Source organism: Glaciecola sp. MF2-115 (assembly GCF_047250385.1).
Taxonomy (GTDB): Bacteria; Pseudomonadota; Gammaproteobacteria; order Enterobacterales; family Alteromonadaceae; genus Glaciecola.
The window spans coordinates 23,954-43,650 of sequence record NZ_JBLBVM010000031.1 but is presented as its reverse complement, the minus strand read 5'-3'; the positions used below and the strand labels follow the sequence as shown (position 1 = coordinate 43,650).

General features: G+C 40.8%; 12 protein-coding genes. 1 reads left to right on the top strand and 11 read right to left on the bottom strand.

Translation table 11 applies throughout. From position 1 onward, the window contains the following. Positions 1 to 296: 296 nt before the first annotated feature. From ACKLNX_RS01365 to ACKLNX_RS01355, 3 genes are all read right to left on the bottom strand, one after another. Entirely contained in the window at positions 297 to 584 is a 288-nt protein-coding gene (locus ACKLNX_RS01365; RefSeq protein ID WP_412970940.1) for a hypothetical protein, read from the bottom strand. Positions 585 to 817: 233 nt separating this feature from the next. Then, positions 818 to 2,854: a DUF3857 domain-containing transglutaminase family protein gene (locus ACKLNX_RS01360; protein WP_412970939.1), complete on the bottom strand. Its 2,037-nt coding sequence runs from the start codon at positions 2,852 to 2,854 to the stop codon at positions 818 to 820. Between the two features lie 3 nt (positions 2,855 to 2,857). Next, positions 2,858 to 4,243, bottom strand: a complete 1,386-nt coding sequence (locus ACKLNX_RS01355; protein ID WP_412970938.1) for a hypothetical protein — start codon at positions 4,241 to 4,243, stop codon at positions 2,858 to 2,860. Positions 4,244 to 5,497: 1,254 nt separating this feature from the next. Here ACKLNX_RS01355 and ACKLNX_RS01350 point away from each other — a divergent pair. Next, the gene (locus ACKLNX_RS01350) at positions 5,498 to 7,825 is read left to right on the top strand and encodes a winged helix-turn-helix domain-containing protein (protein ID WP_412970937.1); all 2,328 of its coding nucleotides are present in this window, start codon (positions 5,498 to 5,500) and stop codon (positions 7,823 to 7,825) included. Here ACKLNX_RS01350 and ACKLNX_RS01345 read toward each other — a convergent pair. The 8 genes from ACKLNX_RS01345 to ACKLNX_RS01310 form a co-directional block, all read right to left on the bottom strand. After that, positions 7,809 to 10,964 (bottom strand): error-prone DNA polymerase, encoded by a 3,156-nt coding sequence (locus ACKLNX_RS01345; RefSeq protein WP_412970936.1) that lies wholly within the window; start codon positions 10,962 to 10,964, stop codon positions 7,809 to 7,811. The genes ACKLNX_RS01350 and ACKLNX_RS01345 overlap by 17 nt on opposite strands. Then, entirely contained in the window at positions 10,948 to 12,417 is a 1,470-nt protein-coding gene (locus ACKLNX_RS01340; protein ID WP_412970935.1) for a Y-family DNA polymerase, read from the bottom strand. The genes ACKLNX_RS01345 and ACKLNX_RS01340 overlap by 17 nt, the downstream gene beginning before the upstream one ends. 13 nt (positions 12,418 to 12,430) lie before the next feature. Then, the gene (gene imuA, locus ACKLNX_RS01335; protein ID WP_412970934.1) at positions 12,431 to 13,123 is read right to left on the bottom strand and encodes a translesion DNA synthesis-associated protein ImuA; all 693 of its coding nucleotides are present in this window, start codon (positions 13,121 to 13,123) and stop codon (positions 12,431 to 12,433) included. Between the two features lie 425 nt (positions 13,124 to 13,548). Further along, positions 13,549 to 14,958 carry a YdgA family protein gene (locus tag ACKLNX_RS01330; protein ID WP_412970933.1) on the bottom strand — a complete coding sequence of 470 codons (1,410 nt, stop codon included), beginning with the start codon at positions 14,956 to 14,958 and terminating at the stop codon, positions 13,549 to 13,551. A 416-nt stretch (positions 14,959 to 15,374) separates the two neighbouring features. Then, entirely contained in the window at positions 15,375 to 17,165 is a 1,791-nt protein-coding gene (locus ACKLNX_RS01325; RefSeq protein ID WP_412970932.1) for a DUF885 domain-containing protein, read from the bottom strand. Between the two features lie 17 nt (positions 17,166 to 17,182). After that, positions 17,183 to 17,506 (bottom strand): DUF1820 family protein, encoded by a 324-nt coding sequence (locus tag ACKLNX_RS01320; RefSeq protein WP_412970931.1) that lies wholly within the window; start codon positions 17,504 to 17,506, stop codon positions 17,183 to 17,185. Between the two features lie 207 nt (positions 17,507 to 17,713). Further along, positions 17,714 to 18,853, bottom strand: coding sequence for an MBL fold metallo-hydrolase (locus ACKLNX_RS01315; protein WP_412970930.1), 1,140 nt, complete (start codon positions 18,851 to 18,853; stop codon positions 17,714 to 17,716). After that, the gene (locus ACKLNX_RS01310) at positions 18,850 to 19,425 is read right to left on the bottom strand and encodes a TetR/AcrR family transcriptional regulator (protein ID WP_412970929.1); all 576 of its coding nucleotides are present in this window, start codon (positions 19,423 to 19,425) and stop codon (positions 18,850 to 18,852) included. Before ACKLNX_RS01310 ends, ACKLNX_RS01315 begins: the two co-directional genes overlap by 4 nt. Positions 19,426 to 19,697: the final 272 nt, after the last annotated feature.

The following is a 19,697-nucleotide window of genomic DNA, read 5'->3' as shown; positions in this document are numbered from 1 at the left end:
GTCGTAGAGTTGTTGTGCTAACATCTTTTTCTTTATGAAAATTTGAAAGCACTAGTTTGATCTCATTAATATCATAGTCAACATAAGTTTGAATTGACTAAAACTTAGTGATCGAAGCTTAACCGATCAGCATTACGCCTTCGCGAGGATGACGGTGTGTAGTAGGACCTGTGCGCTTACTAAATGTGTTGGGAGGTCCCCGCCTTCGCGAGGAAGACGGTGTGTAGAAGTAAGTTTATAAGTTAGTTTAATTGGCAAGGATGATAGGCACGATGCTACAATTGCAAATGGGTTACCTATCTACGTGACAAAAACTTTCTTACAAGTTTATTCAAGTGCTTACCCATATCGATATCAAATGAAAATGTCATGCTGACATCTATAGGTTTCTCTTCTTGTTCAATTTCGAGTTGTTTTGAGTCTTTAATTGTTTCCACGGCACTCAATTTTAGGTTTGAAAATAAAGAGGTCGATTGTTCATCTTCAACGGTTGCCAATTGGTAAGTTAAAGCTACAACAGTAACTAACACCAATTTCTTAGCTAAACTTTTAGTATTCTTTGTTTTCAATTGTTCATCTAACATCGCAATTCTCTTAACTCCATTTGCTATCAGGTAATTATGACGAGGATCGTATAAATAACAAACACAAGAAGTTAGGAGATATGTCTAAATACTTTGTCAGTTACACTTTGACACATAAAGGCTTTCTAACTTTAGGTTATTCGACGAAAACCATCTGAAAAAGAATAGCAAAACTTGTTGCTAACAATGCTGATGAGACCAAAGTCAATCAAGCTGAAAAATAAAAGAATAATCTATTCTGTTGTTTTACCCAAAGCTCTGCGTAATCTTTCTTGTAGATCTAATTTTATCGTAGACTGATCATTTGGCACCGTTACCTGAAAATAGAGTGCTTCGCGAATATCACGAATCTTCGAAACATGCTGCCTAGTATTTTCAATCGCAATGTGATCAGACTTCGTCTCATAATGGTGGACTACATGGATTCTTTTTGGACTTGCGTCAATGTTACGAGTATAGGTAATACCTTCGTCCTCAATTTTAATTTTTCTATCTTGCAACTCCCAACCAATTGAAAACGGCAGGTTCACTTCAATATCATGAGTAGAGGTGAACCCCTCGTAAAGCGCAATTGGTGTCTTTCTTTCCTTTACAGATGGTAGCTCAACATAAGAACTGACATTAGTTCCATAAAGCGGTATGCCCACTTGGGAGGTACCTGAAGAAAAAGGGTTCGTCATTTTGAACTGACTAGTGAAACTTAATTTATTTAGGCCGTAGTCGTCGGATTTGATCAGGCTACCTACCTCTACAAGGTCAGGATACGTGCGTAAATAAAAGTTAAACAACTCCGCCTGAAAAACCTTCATGCCCGCACTCGCAATATATTCCCTCATTCTTTCTGCTTCTGAACCTGTGTACACTACGTCTATGGTCACATCAGCGTTTGAAACTTTGTCCTTGATGTCGAACCTTTCGAATATCGAAATATCTCTCTTGTGCTCTGTAGGAGAAGTAACCTTGGCGAGTTGCTTTTCGCCTTCTTTGATAACTAAGCCATACTGAAAGTTACTGATACTTTTATTATCCAATTCGGTTAACTGGAAGCTTTTCGTACCATCGATCCAGTATTCTTTCCCTTCAAACTCAAAGCGAGTCACAACATGGTTAAACGCGCCTGGGCTTGGTAGCACCTCTAGTAATTTGCGTCGCTGAGTAGTGGATATAAGCGCTGCATGAGCTTCTATCCCAGCGTTTTGCAGTAAGGCCGCTATTAGCAGGGCCTTATCTTTGCAGTCACCAAAGCGTCGATCAAATACTTCAATCGGCGTGTGAGGTTTGTGACTATTTTGACCCAATTCTAAACCTAAATAACGGATGTCATTTTGGGTAAACTCGATCACCTTATTGATGTAGTCCTTTTGGTTACTACTTTGTGCTAACCACTGTTTGTTTTGAGATTCGATTGCAGACGATAACTCTGCCGAATAAGGGAATAATTCAGTGGCCCAATTAACAACTTCTTCCCAAGACTGGTATGACGAAAACTCGATATAACCATAAGGGTTATACCAATAAGGATAGTTATCTTCTGCTACAACAGGAGGGAGATCTTGGTATGACCACGCGTATTGCGTTAAACCGCTTTCAGAGTTTATCGACTCAGTCACTATCACTTTACCTGGCGTATTCTCTATTTTGTATTGGAGAGTTTGGTCGGATAGCACGGTAATATAGCTATCATTAATCGGAACTTGCCAGGTTGTACTAAAGCCAGTGAATGCTTTATCTCCGAAAATGCTATTCACGCCGTTAATAGAGTAGGAGTAATCTATTTGGTCGCCAACTCTCACATCCGGAAGTAACACGATTGCTGTTACTAAGCCTGTGATCAAACCCATATTTAAATCTGATTCCGGTTGAATAAGTCGAATATTCTTCGTGTCGAGGATGTCTACCTCTTTGCCATTGCGCGTTCGTGTTATTCGGTGAAATCGTAGCTTCTGGAAGTCAGGGTTAAAACTAATTTCAAGTTTTGCACCATCTTGTAGACCTTGCTCTGAGCTAATGCTATGGACGGTTCTTCTATATGCTTCTCGACGTTCACCCTGAATCAAATACTGAGAATCAAGAAGATGGAAATTCATTCCAAAATCAGTGTTTTGTTTGTAAGTTCTTTTTTCTCTGCCTTTGATCCAGTCTGGCGCAGGAACAACTTCATATTGAAACCTATTTGATTCAACAACTTGAGCTTGTAGTGGCGAGCTGAATAAACCGGCAGATACGATAAAAGCGCCCATGCAAACTACGAAAGACTTGTAAAATGTCATACTTTAAAACCTACCTTGAAGAGATACTATCGATTCATTTTCTAATGAGTTAAGTGCACGATTGAACAGTTCTATTCGTCTGTTAAATTCCGCTGAGCGCTCGTTATGACTATCTTGTATATAAGCTAGTGCTCCCTGCCAACCAGCAATAGACTCTGGACTTAATTGGCTTACAAGCTCGCTTATATAGTTACCTAATGAGCTATCACCTAGCAAAGTGCGAGTCCAAACTAAACTCGCATTCTCAAGACCAATAATTGCGGCATTTTTTTTGAATGAATTAACAATCAAGTTAATATCACTTTCGGCTTCTTTGTTTTCCAGGCGGCGAACTGCCGAAAAGTCGTTGCCGTGTTCATCGTTCATTTTTAACAAAATCATTGCTGAAACCGCCTGCGATTCAGGAATACCTAAATTAGCATATAAGATTAGCTTGTCTTCGATCTGTGGAATGCCAGTTGAGTCATTAGTTGCCATATAAGCCTGAGCGAGCATGGAATATGCGCTAGGTGTTGTGTAATTGTTTTCTTTTATGCGCTCAATAACTTTAAAATACTCCCCTGAATAAAGCTGCCTTCTTATATCCCAAAGGACCATTGAGTAATGATCGCCAGTTAGAAGCGTCTGTTGCTTAACATTAACTAGCTCGGACTTGGGGAGCACTTTCTTTAGGCCAGCTTTTGACATTGAAGTGTTAAACGAATGCATGAAGAATTCACTCTGGTCAGCAAAACTAATTGAATACTGACTCGTTATCTGGTCAATGCCGTGGTGTAAAATCAATAATCTTTCATTCTCTACAATCATTTCCGTTTCATAAACTTCAATGCCTGCCAAGCCCAATAAAAACTCCCCTTCATAAAGCTCTCTTACCAATATAGGCGTAGTTCTTGAATCACCTCTCGCAGTTTGTTTCAGTAACTCCTCACTAATAATGGCTATGCTTTGGGCGATGTGAGCTTGTTGATCGGAACGTTCAAAACGTTCAGCGCAAGCTAGAGCGTAAGACAAAACTGGAATACTACTCGGATGGTTCGCCAGTGCTTTCCTAATATTTATAATACCTGCTCGGTTACAACGCTGTTTGACTGAAGTCTTGTGAAGCTCTGTAGAGTAATTAACATATCTTGAGGTTGCGCCGAGGTTTTCTTGAGCAGAGTAGGCTTTAATAATCGTCGCCCACTTTTGTCTATCTTGATTGAGCTCTTTTAATTGCTGGACAGTTTTATCAAATAATTGAATGTCCTGTTGCGTAAAACTGGCAGCATTGGAAGAAATCGAATTTTTCGTTAAATCTGGTGAACCTGAAGGTGTAGTTGAACCGCAGGCACCTAGGAGACCAAGTGCTAACACTTGAATTGAAATTTTGATCAGAGATGCTGTCTTCATCGTCCTTGAGCCAACATGGAATTAGTCTAAATCCAGAATACTACATGATTAGAAAATAGTGAAATTGGAAAGTGTTGCTTTCGATCATTTCATTAATACCCCGTAAGAAGACGCTTAAGTATGTAAGTACTTACTGGGTTGGCTATCACTCTGTATTAAATAATTTTTTTAGTAATAGCACTGATATAATAAGCGGATTAAACGGATTTTTGGCTATCGAAGAAAAAGAAATGCTACGGCTGAAGGTTATACTTTGCAACCCCAACAATACGATTTCAAATCTGAAATTTAATATTCTATTCGTTTACCGTTAATCAATATAATTTAGCCAATAGTGGCAAATCTACTTAGCTTACTTTTATCTCAATTATCGTAGAAAAAGCAGAATTAAATTAGTGTATTTTTATAAAATCATAAAATCATAAAATCATAAAATCATAAAATCATAAAATCATAAAATCATAAAATCATAAAATCATAAAATCATAAAATCATAAAATCATAAAATCATAAGTGAATTCTAATACAACAATTTCTGTGTTGACCAACATTCATGTCATTCAAAAAAAGTGACATTTTTACGATCATCAAAAGATAAATAAGCGCTAAGTTACGCCTAACTTTAACATTTAAATATGAGATCTTAGAATTCAAAACTGTCTATTTCTGTGTGAAATCGATACTCCAATAATGGTAGAAAAACGAGTAAACGAACTGGGTAACTTTCCCGATTTCTTATTAACTACATTATTTTGGAATTGCTGGATTTTAAGTTCAAAATTTCAATTGGGGAAAAAGTAGAAGGAAAAAGAGAACAAATTTTAGCTCCTACGAAGTGATTTATTCTTGAAATAAAAGTACCCAGAATAGCTTATTTCCATTTAAAAAATGCCTTCTAATTCGCATTTTCTTAATTCTGAATTCTTTTTAAAGATAAAAATGAGAGTAGAAAAAAAATTCTGAGGGCAACTAAAAAATCCTGTTTGCAAGCTATGCTAAAACTTAAATTAACGAGATCTCAGAGTGAAGAATAATGAAATTTTAATGAGTAAAATAACGTAAATATGATCCCTTGTTTGCCATTTTCTCTCACTAGTAAAATGAAGTGAATACAATAAGTTCATAATTTTGTGCTTAGTCACATTGATGATATAATCACCACCTCAATAAAAACGACTTACTACTGTTTGTTAACAAAAGCCAAATTAAATAAGCCCTCTGTCGCTGTTCACAAAAAGTCATATAGGAATTTAAGTGCAAGATTCTTTACTAACATACTTTGGTGAGAGCGTAATATCTTTTGACCAATTCATAATTCACACTCCTTCCGGACAAGTTTTCAAGGGCAAAGAGCTCGTGAAACTCGAGCCTCAAGTTTTCACTTTTTTATTGCTTCTAATTCGTAACAAAGATCACATCGTTAGTCGCGATCAAATCATCTCAGAGGTGTGGGCAGGTAAAAAAGCAAGTGATGATGCGATACGTGCCTTGGTTAAAAAACTGAGAATTGCATTAGGTGATAATGCCAGGGCGCCGAAGTTTGTAAAGACAGTTCCGCTGCAAGGTTACTTGTTCATTATGCCGGTCCAAATTGAATATCATCAAGGGGATTGGTGGCGTTCAAAATATGTCATTTATGGTGTATCTATAGTGGCAATCATTTTGATTACTATCCTGGTGCAATCGCAATTTGGTTCTTTTCAAAGTAATGAGTTAATAGAAAAGCGAAAAGCCTTTGTTTCGACTATTTCTGAAATGAAAGGTTCTGAAGTAAGTCCTTACTTATCTAAAAATGATCGGCTTTTGTATTCGCACCGTGGTAAAAATGATCAATCTCTCCAGCTCTACGCAAAAGATCTAAATTCCTCAGTTTCGAAACGTTTAACTTGGGATAACGCGAATTATGTCGATGGCATTTTTTCTTCTGATGCCCGCCAAGCCATCGTAAAAAGAAGAGAGGGAGATGAAGAGTCTCTACTACTTTTTAAGTTTGATGAACAGTTCAACTTGATGGGGGTTGAACCCATTGTCTTAGATGAGGCTTTGTTAAGGCAAAATATCCAAGCAGTTTCGTACTCACATGACGGTAAGAGTCTCTACTTAACGAGTGAATATGCAATTAGTGAGTCAACAGACTCAATTGTTGAGGAGTCATTCATTACAGAAAGCCCAGATAATTCTTCAGGGGACAATATTAGTGACGCTACAAGGCCTGTCACTGCAAATGAGAGTGTTGCTTTACTCCGTTACAACATCGAAACAAAACAATCAGTCGCGCTGCCCGTTTCCATTTCACTCGGCTCTCAAATCGTAGATGCAAAAGAGTCTCACAATGGCGAATTATTAGCGGTGTTAGTGGGTAATGAGAAACAGTTTGATATGCATATCTGGGATTTGCTGACAAAGGAAGAAAAGTTCGTAAAACGCATGCCTCGCTTCAGCAATAGTTTTGTTTGGTCGGCTGATGCCAGTTCGATTACTTTGTCGAACAAGGCTGGCAAGCTATTCAATCTTAACCTTTCTCGTCAGCGACTCTATGCTTGGTCCGGTTTAGAAATGAAAGTCAGTGAGGTTGTTAGTCAATGCGGTGAGTTTTGCTTCGTCATTAAAGAGCAAGAGGCGGATTTAGTTAATATTGTTGAGCGTCCGTTTAGTTTTAAAAATCAAGCATACATAAGTGCGAATCAGTTTTCGCTTACGTCTAATGATCGCTTTCCGATTTACTTTGACGATGGGAAAGGCATCTACTTCTTATCTCTTACTGACAGTTCATTGTCGTTAATGCGCTATAAAGCAGCGACCGGTATCGAATCGATTTACGACTTACCGAGAACAAGTGATATTAATTCCTTCATATTGAGCCCAGATGAAAAGCAGTTCGCAGGTGAATTAGACGGTCGAATTTTCGTATACAACCTTGGCATGAAGACACTCTCGTTTGTCACGTCAGGTGCACAACGGCATTCAAACCCGGTATGGGTAACAAATGACACTCTTTATTATCAGAAGGAAGACGCAGGCACTACCGTGATCTATGAGCATGATTTACTCTCAAATAAAGTAAATGCGATAGCGAATGAGCTGCTGTTGATTAAACCTTTGGGTGAAAAAAAATGGCTACTGATCGATAAGAATTATAAGGCTTATTTGTATGAATCGCAGATAGAGCAAGGACAAGAACAAGTACAAGAACAAGAACAAGTACAAGAACAAGTACAAGAAGCTTCACCCGATAAACAATTATCAGCGTTCAAATTCTCAACTGAACAATTGGCGGCGCGTAAAAACTTTGCTGTCGTCGAATCTGCAAATAGTAGTAATTTTAGTGTTGTGAAGAATGAGCTTTTTTATCTCAGCAAGTTAAATACGCTTCCGTCACTCTCTAAACTCGATTTGAAAACTGGGGAACTAGAAAGTCGTGAGTTAGGTTTAACGTCAGTTTTAGCTCAACTAGATATTCGCCCCGATTTACAAACGATCTTAGTGGTTGAATCGTCATTGTCTCAAAGTAACTTATTGAAAGTGGATGGTCTCACGCTCACTACTAGACAGGTAAATCAGGTGCTTAGCGAAACTCCCTAGATTGAGTTTCCAATTGTGCGAGTAGGTGGGTTTGGTCGATCAACCTGCCAGCTATAATATGTACAACACCGCCATCGCCTCTTTCAAGAATGCCTTTTACTTGCAGTATCTTGGCGTTCATATATGCCTTTTTTTGTTCTCTTGCTGAGGCTTGCCATACTACCACATTGATATTACCCGTATGATCCTCCAAGGTGATGAACGTGACACCGGCAGCGGTACCAGGACTTTGTTTGCCAGTAACAAGGCCTATCACACTAATTAATGTTTGATGAGGGACGTTCGCCAAGTTATTTGCCGCATGGAACTTGGGTAGTAAGTTGGCTTCGCCTAATAAGGCAATAGGATGTAAATCGATAGAGAGTCCTGTACTGGCATAATCTTCAACGAGGTCATCAAATAATGAAGGCTGTTTAGCATAGGTGTCAGTCGCCTGGCTATGTTGAGCGAATAAAGGTAATTCCATTACGGAGTCCATTAATTCCCATCGAGCTTGATAGCGATTATCAGCCATAGTGGAAAAAGCATTTGCACTCGCCAGTGCCTGTAAACAGGGGGAAGGTAAACCTAACTGACGTATTTGATCTATGTTCGCGTAACCTTCTTTTGGGCGGCACTTAATCAGGGTTGCGATTGAATCCGACTTCAAACCCTTAACTAATCGCAAACCCATACGAATACATAAATCGCTACTGTGCTTGTGTGAGTATGGCGCTTGAGATTGAGACGAAGGCTCTGGTTCACTAAAGACCTGCAAGCTATGATTAGCATCGGATTGATTGACACAAAACCCTAGCACGCCGACGTGATGATGTTTCGCATCCTGAATAATTTGCGAAGGTGAGTAGAAACCCATAGGCAAGCTATTCAGCAAACCAACATAGAAGGCTTCAGGATAGTAATGCTTTAACCAAGCTGAGACATAGGCTAAAACCGCAAAAGATGCTGAATGTGATTCGGGAAATCCATATTCACCAAAGCCACAAATTTGCTCAAACAGGCGCATCGCATAATCATGGCTGTAACCTCTTTCGGTCATGCCGTCAGTCAATTTTTGTTTGAATTTAAATAAGTCACCGTTTTTCTTCCAACTGGCCATTGCGCGTCTTAAGCCATCTGCTTCGCCTCCGCTAAAACCTGCGGCTACCATTGCCAACTGAATCACTTGTTCCTGAAATATAGGGACGCCCATAGTGCGTTTTAGCACTTTCTCAACTTCGGGGGACGGGTATTCAACGTGCTCCTTGCCATCACGGCGGCGCAAATATGGGTGAACCATGTCGCCCTGGATAGGACCGGGCCTAACAATCGCAATCTGTACTACGAGATCGTAATACTCCTTCGGCTTCAGGCGCGGCAGCATGCTCATTTGTGCTCGTGACTCTATTTGAAAAACGCCCACGGTATCGCCTTGTTGAATTTGCTTATAAACTTGAGGATCATCGGGAAGCGCGGTGATAAAAGGAATACTGTAATCATGCCCATAATGCTGTTTGATCAAGCTGAAGCTTTTGCGAATAGCGGTAAGCATACCTAGGGCGAGTACATCGACTTTCAGCAGTTTCAAAGTTTCTAAATCGTCCTTGTCCCATTGAATGACGGTTCTGTCTTGCATCGATGCGTTTTCAATAGGCACCATTTCATATAAAGGACCTGCTGAAATAACGAAGCCGCCAACATGTTGTGACAGATGCCTTGGAAACCCAATCAGTTGTTCAACTAAATGAATGAAGTGCTTGCCGTTGGTGGAGTCGGGATCGATGCCCAGTTCGCTTAGTTGTGATTGCCAGCTGAGTTCGCGGTCACGGCGGTTGACGTTCTTAATGAAGTAATCCAAGTCGGTGCTATTTACGCCAAGCACTTTGCCCACTTCTCGCAACGCGCTTTTGAAGCGATAACATACAACGGTAGCCGCAATGGCCGTTCGTTCACGGCCATATTTAGCGTAAATGTATTGAATCACTTCTTCACGTCGTTCGTGCTCAAAATCGACATCGATATCAGGTGGCTCGTTACGCTCTTTAGAAATGAAGCGCTCAAACAGCACGCTAATCTGGCGAGGATCGACAGCGGTAATTTCTAGGCAATAACACACAATAGAATTCGCTGCGGAGCCTCTTCCCTGATATAGAATGCTTTGAGACTTAGCGAATTGCACAACATCATAAATGGTGAGGAAAAAGTACTCATAAGCTTGTTCATGTATCAGCTTCAATTCCTTTTCAATAGTCGCACGGATATCTTCACTGACACCGTCGGGAAAGCGCCTTTCAATGCCTTGCTCAACCAATACTCGCAAGTATTCCGAAGGAGTGTATTTTGCAGGCAGTATTTCCGCAGGGTATTGATACGCGAGTTCTGATAAATCAAAAGTGCAGAGCTTGGCGACTAATACAGAGTTGTCTAACCATTCTTTGGGATACAAGTTGGCAAGTTTGTTTAAGGGACGCAAGCAAGCTTCTTGGTTTGATAAGGCATCGCGACCGAGTTCATTAACTAGCTTTCCTTCGCGAATAGCATGTTGGCAATGCTGTAATGCTTGTCGGTTTGGATCATGCATGAGTGCGCAGGAGGTGGCGATGATGTCAAAATGAAAGTGTTCAGCGAGGGCTTCGCAGTGACTGATATACTGGTACTCGTTTGCCGTTAGCCAGCGTTTTACTCCCAACCATACTCGCCCAGCGTAGTGCTTGTTGAGCCAACGCGCCCAATCGTGATCTTGAGCCTCTTCTCCGCTAGGCAGCCAAATGCACAGACAGTGCTTAATCGACTTTAAGTCCCACTCGCTGAGTTCGTATTCACCTTTATCTGCGCGTCTACGTGCATTTGTGATAATGCGACAACATTCGCTATAAGCCGCTTTGGTAGGGCATAGCAGAACGATGGTGTTGCCATTGAATACAAACTTACTACCGACAATCATTTTTATCGGTAAGTGATGTTGGGATATTTCGGCATAGGCTCGCACAATCCCAGCCATTGAACATTCATCGGTGATCGCAATGGCTTTGTATTGCAAAAAGTAAGCTTGTCGCACCAATTCTTGCGGATGTGACGCCCCATATAAAAATGAAAAGTTGCTTTGGCAGACGAGTTCGGCAAAAGCAACATGCCGCTCGGGTTTAGATAAAGTAGCCATGTATAAACCACTCATCGTCGAAGGTTCTAAATATCCAAAGCTGTTGGCCTTGGAGGCTCTCGGCTAGGAAGTAGTCGCGTTGAATTTCGTGATTATCCCACCAACCTGAGGCGATGCGCTCGGGGCCATCAATAATGCTCACTTTGCTGTTAAGGGCGATAGGTGTTTGTAGTAGAAAACCCGGTCGGTCTAAAAACACAGGTTTTTTGATTACACTCTGTTTTGTGTTCTTACTGGGCAGTTCCGCAGGTAATTGGGTGCAACATTCTGGGCGATAATCATCATGATAGTGCAGGCGTTTTATTTGTTGTTCACCTAGCTTGGCTTTCAATCGAGATAACAAAGTCATGGCGGCCACATGAGTAGACTTCTCGCTAAAAAAGTCACTCTCACAGCCGTCAGCCTGCTCTATTTTTTCGCATTGAATGGTAATACCGTAAACACCCGAACTCAGCGCGAGATACTCAAATCGTAACTCGATAATATCTAGCCATTGAGCACTTTTATATATAGGTAAAGCGCTATTGATGACTTGTGTAATAGGCTCGTGTTCGCGTTGAAAAAGAGTGATGTGAATGCTTAAGGCTAAACCATTGCGTACTAATAAATACGCTTCGAGCGCGTCAAGGCACTTTCGAATAACAGGGAGTAATCTGGCCGTGAGTTCAATGTCATATAAGAGCTCAAGGTAATGTTCATAGCGTTGCGCGGGTTGGTAAAAACGTAGTTTTGCAGCAGACTCACCGCGCAACTCAGACATTATCTGTAAGCTAAATTTAGATACTCTACTGGCGAAGGCGGATAAAGGCTGCTCAAATAAATCAGCAATACTCTTAATCCCAATACGTTGCAATTTCTCGATGTCTTTTTTATCAATGTCGGTCAGCAGCAGCGAGCATTGTTGCAGTTTTTGCTGAATAAGTTTTTTGTCATCACTCATAAACGCCTGCTCATGTTTGGCAATGAGTTTCGCGACATTGACGGAGTAAGCACTGGCGTAATAAAAATCATAAGCTTGCAGACGAATGACGCCCTGAATAACTTGCCAGTATTGGTTCAAGCTGCCATATAAACGTAGCATGTTCTGAGCACGTAAAAACAAGCCTGAGGGCTCATCAATCACAATGTCTGAGGTAACCAGGTAAAGTTGATTAGCAAGCTCTTGTAGCGCCTGTAGAGCAATCGCCTCTTTATATTCACTCACGACTAAGTGACTACATATAATACTGGCACTGGCAAGTCCCATGCCTTTCTTGATGCCGAGCTTTTGGGCTTGCTTATTCAGTTGTAGTACTTGATTTAACTTGGGATCGTAGACGATTTGAGCGGGTGGCTCTTCCATTACAGTTTGTTTATCGGCAAGCTTTAATGCTTCGGCGTGTGCTTGCTGAATATTGAGCTGCAAATTAGGTAGATATAAATATATCCACAATGAGGAAGTATCAAACTGCATCGTTATTGCTTAGCTAGTTATTGGCATTAAACGCAACGACGTTATGCGAAGGTTTTGGCTTTGAACGATAACGCATAGGTGAACCTAATTTGGCTTTAAAAGGCACTTTGACGCTAAATGGGGGAATAGGCCAACCCACTTTTTGTTTATTGACGCAAATTTCAACTTGGCTGTTGTGGCGTTGAATAGATAAAGACAAGCTAACAGGTAAGTTCTCTGTTTGTTGCTTTGCATCGCTGAAGAAAAAGCTAAGACAATCACCTTTCAATGCCGCAAGCTCTAACTTCTTAGCCTGCACTTGTTGAAGCTTTGCTTGCCAAATAAAAACGGCACTACAAGCCCCACTTTTTGCGCATTGCTCAGCGCTCCATAATGCCTGTTCAGGGGTATTCGCTTGAATAAATAATACCTGCTCCAAAGCAATACCTTCAGCGATCAAAAACTCGGCATTGAGCAAGTGAGGAGGTGCAATAAATGCATACAAACGTTTTTCTTGCTGCCTACTCACAATCGCTGGAATAACTAAACGTAATTCACCACAACCCATTACGGAAGTAATATGGATTAAACCGGATTGTGGAAAACCACCATTGAGGGCTTCATCGAGTTGCTTATAACCTGTTGCAACACGCTCCTTATGTTGGTCGAGATTAGCCGCAGTCCACACAAGTTGTTTTTTCTGTAAATCATGCAGAAGAGATTTCATTTCCAACCTAATCATAATTAGTTTATCTGTATATCCATACAGTATAAATAATTGTGTTTGATGATCAAGAAATTGTTTTAGAAATACCACGACAAGCCTATTAAAAAAATTAACAAGCTGATTTCAAAAGCTATTTATATCGGGCTAGTGACTTGTTCTTATTCGGCACTCCCTTTGTCATTTTTGCGCCGGCAAGAGCCTCCCAAAAAGCAAGGCAAGCACAAACATAACGCGTTATTTCGAGTGCAGTGTGGATAGTTGGAGATTACTGCTTTCGCGGTAATGACGAGTGGAAGGTTACTGTTTTTTAGTAATGACGAGTGGTTAGCTTACTGTTTTTGCAACAATGACAAGAAGGCAAAAAAAAGCCAGAGCTAGTTATTCACTAATTCTGGCCTTTATTACTAGCTAACTCTTTCTAGGTATTAGAAAGGAAGCGGTATCGGGTTGCCGTTCAATACAGCTTGACCGTCTTGCATAGTAAAGGTCATTTCGTATTCGCCATCAGCAGTGACCGTAATCATGCCTTGCTGAGTGAACATCTCAATCATGCCATCTACTTGTTGAGCAGCAACAGCTTTAATCTCTTCATCAGTCATGCCGGCAGCATTTGGGTTGCTTTGTATCTGGCTAGTAACAACTTGCTGACCAAGCCAAAGTGCCATTGCTTTATCAAGTTTTAGCTTTGAATCAACCACTGCTTTAGATGCCCAAAACGCAGGATCATCAATTGGCTGAGGTAAAGCATCAACGCCAGTCACTTTCCCCATAAACATGCCACTGAAGTTACCTTCACCTACTTTTCCTGACATTTCAGTAATGTTGAATTCAGGTGAAGCTTGTAGTTGAGGTAAAAGTTTCGTCTCAATGATTTCTGCCATCGCCTGTTCCATTTGCGCAGGTTTTGCACTTGCTTCTTGATAGGCTTTAGCAAAGGCTTGTTCTATATTATTGATTTCAGACTTTATAAGTAAGTCACGACCAGAAAAATCAGGCATATCAATAGATTTGATTGAGTAATCCATATCTATATCCATCAACTTACCGTCTTCACTTTTCTCTGTGAGCACATCAATCAGTAAGTTGTCTAGTTTTACATTTGTGTCCATCATAGGCATATCGAAGCTGATAGATTCAATACCAAACTGACCAACTGAGTCGTAAAATTCGCTTCTCATAGCAGCCATCCAATCACCTTCAATCTTTGACTCTAAGGTAATGGCTTTAATTTCAAATGTGACACCTTCAGCAACTAGTTTCACTGACTCCGTTAAACCGGAATATGAGGCATTACTGGAAGATAATGTACCTTGACCATTCCAGCCACTGACAGCGATTTCTTCACCGTCATTATCTTCGGAAATCACGGTAAAAGAAGGCATTTTATCTTCGAAGCTAGCGCTACCGAATAAGTTAACGCCGCCTTTAACACTGTAGAATTTTTCATCTTCAGCATAAGTTAAAAATTCACGAAATACCGACTCGTCAACTTCAGCTTTCCAAGCAGATAAACCCAAGCCTAAACCGTTGAGGCTTAAGAAAGGACCATGCTGAGCAGTCACATTCACTTTTGCTGATAAGTTTTCGAAGTTTTCCATATCGGAATCACTCAAGCCCAAATCTGCAAACATAGCTGGATCAATTCCTACTTTTACAACAGCAGAACTTGAGAACCAACTTGTTTCGCGGCTTTCAATTGTGGCTTTGTACCCAGGGGCGGAATTTACGCTTGCAATGAAATTGTCTAAGCCTTCGTTAATTGCACTACCCGTAAACTTTGGAGCAACTAAGCCAACAATAGCGATAGCGGCTACGGGAATTATAATTTTTTTCATGGCACATCCTTGTTAGGAAATTTGAATAATTGTTATTTTGATTGACGTAAGTTCGCAGTTTACCTGACATGCAAGAATTTGGCGACTGCTTTGCTGTCATATTGACAATGCTTACATTGCAAGACGTAAGCTCAACTTCGACACAAGGTACCGTCATCCTTGCTACAACTTATCGTCATCCTTGCTAAAACTTACCGTCTTCCTTGTTACAACTTATCGTCATCCTTGTTACAACTTATCGTCATCCTTGCGCAGGCAAGGACCTTCCACCATGGGTATTAAACCCAAAAAGATCCCGTCCTTCGACGGGATGACGAGCTTAAGTGACGACAGCTGTGGGCTTGTATTTACAGCAGCTGCGGGCTTGTATTCACAACAGCTGCGGGCTTGTACTTACGGCTAATACTATCTGGTATCTAACCTTTCTCTGCTAGCTTAGTTTGGATGAAGTTCTGGATATTCTTCTCAAGAACAAACAAAGGTACTGAGCCATGTGCTAATACAGCATCATGAAATTCGCGAATATCAAAGGCTTCGCCTAAGCGCTCTTCAGCTTGTGCGCGTAACTGCTTAATCTTAATTTCGCCAATTTTGTATGACAGTGCTTGCGCTGGCCAGGAAATATAACGATCGATTTCAGTGCGTACATTATGTTCAGATAAAGCCGTATTTTCGAGCATGTAATTCAATGCTTTATCGCGACTCCAACCAAACATATGCATGCCGGTGTCGACAACTAAGCGGCAAGCACGCCACATTTCATAGCTCAAACGCCCGAAGTTATCATAAGGGTCGTCATAAATGCCTACTTCTAAACCAAGGTATTCGGAATACAAACCCCAACCTTCACCGAAAGCCGAAATATAAGTTGAACGGCGAACTTCGGGCAATTCATCCATTTCTGCAGCCAATGATATTTGCAAGTGGTGTCCTGGAACCGCTTCATGCAAGGTTAAAGCAGGCAAAGCATACAAAGGACGTTTATCGAGTGCGTAAGTGTTTACCCAATAATAACCAGGTTCATCGTCTGCGCGGGGTGATATGTACCTTCCAGTTGTATACTTGGGCGCAATACTCTCTGGTACCGGCTCAACACCATAAGGTGTACGTGGCAATTTCTTAAACAACTTCGGAAGCTGCGCATCCATTTTTTTAGCAATGTATGACGCTGTGATAATCAAATCTTCAGGAGTTTGTGCGTAAAAACGTGGATCGGTTCGCAAGAAGTCGATGAATTGATTGATGTTGCCGTCAAACTCTAGCTCATCAACGATGGTTTGCATCTCTGCTCGTATGCGTGCTACTTCAGACAAACCTAGCTGGTGGATTTCCTCCGCGCTCATGTCCGTAGTGGTGTAGTGCTTGATGCGGTTTTGGTAAAAAGCTTCGCCATCGGGCCAAGTTTTTACAGAGATATCACGCTTAGCCATCGGAATATAATCATTTGATAGAAAATCGTAATAAGCCTGATAGCTTGCGTTCACCTTCGCTACCACAGCTTCTGCGGCTTTCAAGTTCTCGGTAGTTTTTAATTCCTCAGGCATATTTGCAAAAGCTGTAAAGAACGAGCTTTCACTGGGAGTTTCCGCAATGAATGTAAGAACGGATTCTTCATAACCTTTTAGCACAGCTTTAGGCTGAACTTGGCCCACTCGCATGCCTTCTTGCATATACGCTATTTGCTGTGAAAAATGCGCAGGTATTTCGCGCAAGAGCATCATATAGCTGGCAAGTTGCTCGGCATTTTTAATCTGTGTGTTACTGGCTCTATTGCCAATGCCACTATGAAAACCGTATTCAGATGTAATGGGTACGCGGTACTCTTTAAAATTATGCGTATCAACATAGTTTTGAATGCGATATTTTTGCATGAGTAAGGTGATATTGTCGGAGTCAGACAATTGCTTTTCGTCAATTTTTTCCAAGGCGTCTAAGAAGCTTTGAAATTTAGCCGCTTCAGCATCTAAGGCTTCGATGCTGATATCGCTCAATGCCCGCGTTGGAGTTAATCCTCGGGATTTTGCTAGGCTTGGAGAAATCGACAACTCATATTGCCAAATATCATCAAGCAAGGCATGAAACTTTTCAGACGAATGGCTTTTTACCACTTCTACTTTCGCGGAAACTTGCTTTGGTGCTTCGGGAGCAGTTGAGCCACAGGATGCGACAGATACTGCCATTGCAATTGAGTAAACCAGCTTTTTCATATCACGCTCTTATTTTGTTATTTTTTAGGAGTATAAATTGGGCTACTAAGCGCAGCCACTTTATCCGATAGCAAGGTTATTTTTGCACTGCCTTGCTTTTTAACTTGATCGATTCTTAGTACGTTGTGCATTGGAATATATGTCCGATTCACATCTGCAAACTCATCTTTGAGTTTTTCATGGCTGGGATCTAAGACCAATTCAGTGTGTTTATCCCATACAAACTCAGCAATCTCAACAAAGCCAAATAGACTTCCTTGGCTTAACTCCTTTACATACAACTCGTAACGTTCACCATTGCTGATAAACTGAATACGATACAAAGGTTCTTTATTGCTCATAATATTTCGTACCTGACTCTGTTTCTTTTTTATGTTCAATATTCATAACATACTGATATAGCAACGTTACTTGTTCAGTAGCATGACTTATTCAGAAGGCTATTTACTTACAAAGACTGCTCACTTAAAAAGGCCATTCATTTAAAAGTGCTAAGCTTTAAATTTACTATCGTTTAAAACGCTATTTAACTAACAATAAACTTCAACTCACTCTACAAGGAGGCTTTCACCAATAGCCAAAGTAATAAAGCGCTCATCGCTTATGCCTTTACTCACTTTTTCTTGAGTTAATGCTTTTACTGGTTCCCCGGGCTCTTCAGCTGTCATAGGAAAAGTGCCCCAATGAATGCCAATCGACTTTAGCGCTTTGACATCTTGATGAATCTGTACCGCTTCGCTCGGGTTAACGTGGTATTTCTTCATAAACCACCTTGGCTCATAACCCCCGATAGGAATTAGAGCCAAGTCGACCTTTTCTAAGGCACTACCAATTTGTTTAAACTGTTTATCGTTGTATCCGGTATCACCCGCAAACCAAACAGTAAATCCATTAAAGTCTATTGCCCAGCTAGCCCACAGCGTTTGCAGCCTATCGGACAAGCCCCTAGCTGACCAATGCTGGCTAGGTAACGCTTGGATCTCGGCAGATGAAAATGCGTTCTTTGCGAGGGCCTTACTCCACCAATCCATTTCTGAAATGTCAGTCGGATTCACGCCTTCATCTATCAAATGTGTCTTTAAACCCAGAGGCACAAAAAACTGAATCGGCGACACTTGTTGTGCCGACTTCTGTGCAAGCTGCTCAATACTATCATTATCCAGATGATCATAATGATTGTGACTGATCACTACAATATCAATATCAGGTAACTCATTATAATCCATTGCGTGAGGTACGTAGCGTTTCGGGCCAGCGAAAGAGAGTGGGGAAGCTCGTTCACTGAAAATCGGGTCGGTTAACAAAGTCAGACCATTATGTTGCACAATAAACATTGAATGACCAAGCCATGTTACTAAGGGAGCATCGGCATCATTATTGGCTTGCATCTCACTCTTTGCTTTAAGCCGAGCGATGTCCACTGCTTGAATAGGAACCTGATCAGCTAACGATGCATGATCTGCCCATTCCTCATCGCCTAAAAATCGCATCTCTAAGAAGTCGAAAAAATTCTTGTCATTATCTTCAACATATAAATTCTTGAAGCCGTCCTTGGTGTGATGTGCTTTTCTTGGGTCTACTCCTCCGTTTTCACGGGTATTTGACTCAGTACTTTGACATGCAGATAACAAAATCAAGCATGTAAGGCTAGCCAGAAAACACGAACTGCGTCGCAGAGCTGGATTCATAGTTCAATGCTCGACATTAATTCGCGCATAGCAATGATGACATCGTCTTCGCCGTTTTGAAGAATACTGGAAACAGCAAAACCTTGGGTGAAACAGGTGAGTTGTAGAGCGACAGATTCGATATTGATAGTCGATTTAATTTGTTGGTGTTTTTGAGCTCTCTCTAAACAAGCTATAAAACACAGCTGCAACGAATCGTAATAATGTCGCGCAATAGACTGTACCTTTTCATCATTCCTGCCAAGCTCACTAATACAATTAACTAGCAAACAACCTTGCTTAGAAATCAATTCGTAATAGGCTTGGAAATAATCGTAAATAGCTTGTGTGCCTGAATCTTTGCGTGCAATTAAACTTTCCTGACAGGCCGATAGATTATTCTCAATATAATGCGCGAGTACGGCGTGCAAAAAGCCTTTCTTACTTTTGAATTCAATATAAAAAGCACGTCGATTGAATTGCGTTCGACCGATTATCTCTTCCATTGATGCCTTTGCGTATCCTTGTTCTGTGAAGATATCGACGGCATAAGTCAGAATTTCAGGTAAATCATATTGAGCTTGTTTCGGCATTTTGGGCCTCGTGTCAGCGCGCTTTTTGTGCTTATTCTTTATGAGCACTCTTTATAAGCACTCTAAATATGTAATCTTGTCGGTACTTTTACAGAAATAGCGGGTGCTTCGAGTTACAAGAATATACATTCTTTCATTCAACTATTACTTTATATAGCAGGCTTTCACCAAAAAACCAAATCTACTCATTACTTTTGAGCGCTGAAACTCACCTTCCAACAAGGTTTACACCTAAAAAAGAAATGGAAATGTTACACAATATTTCAAAATAC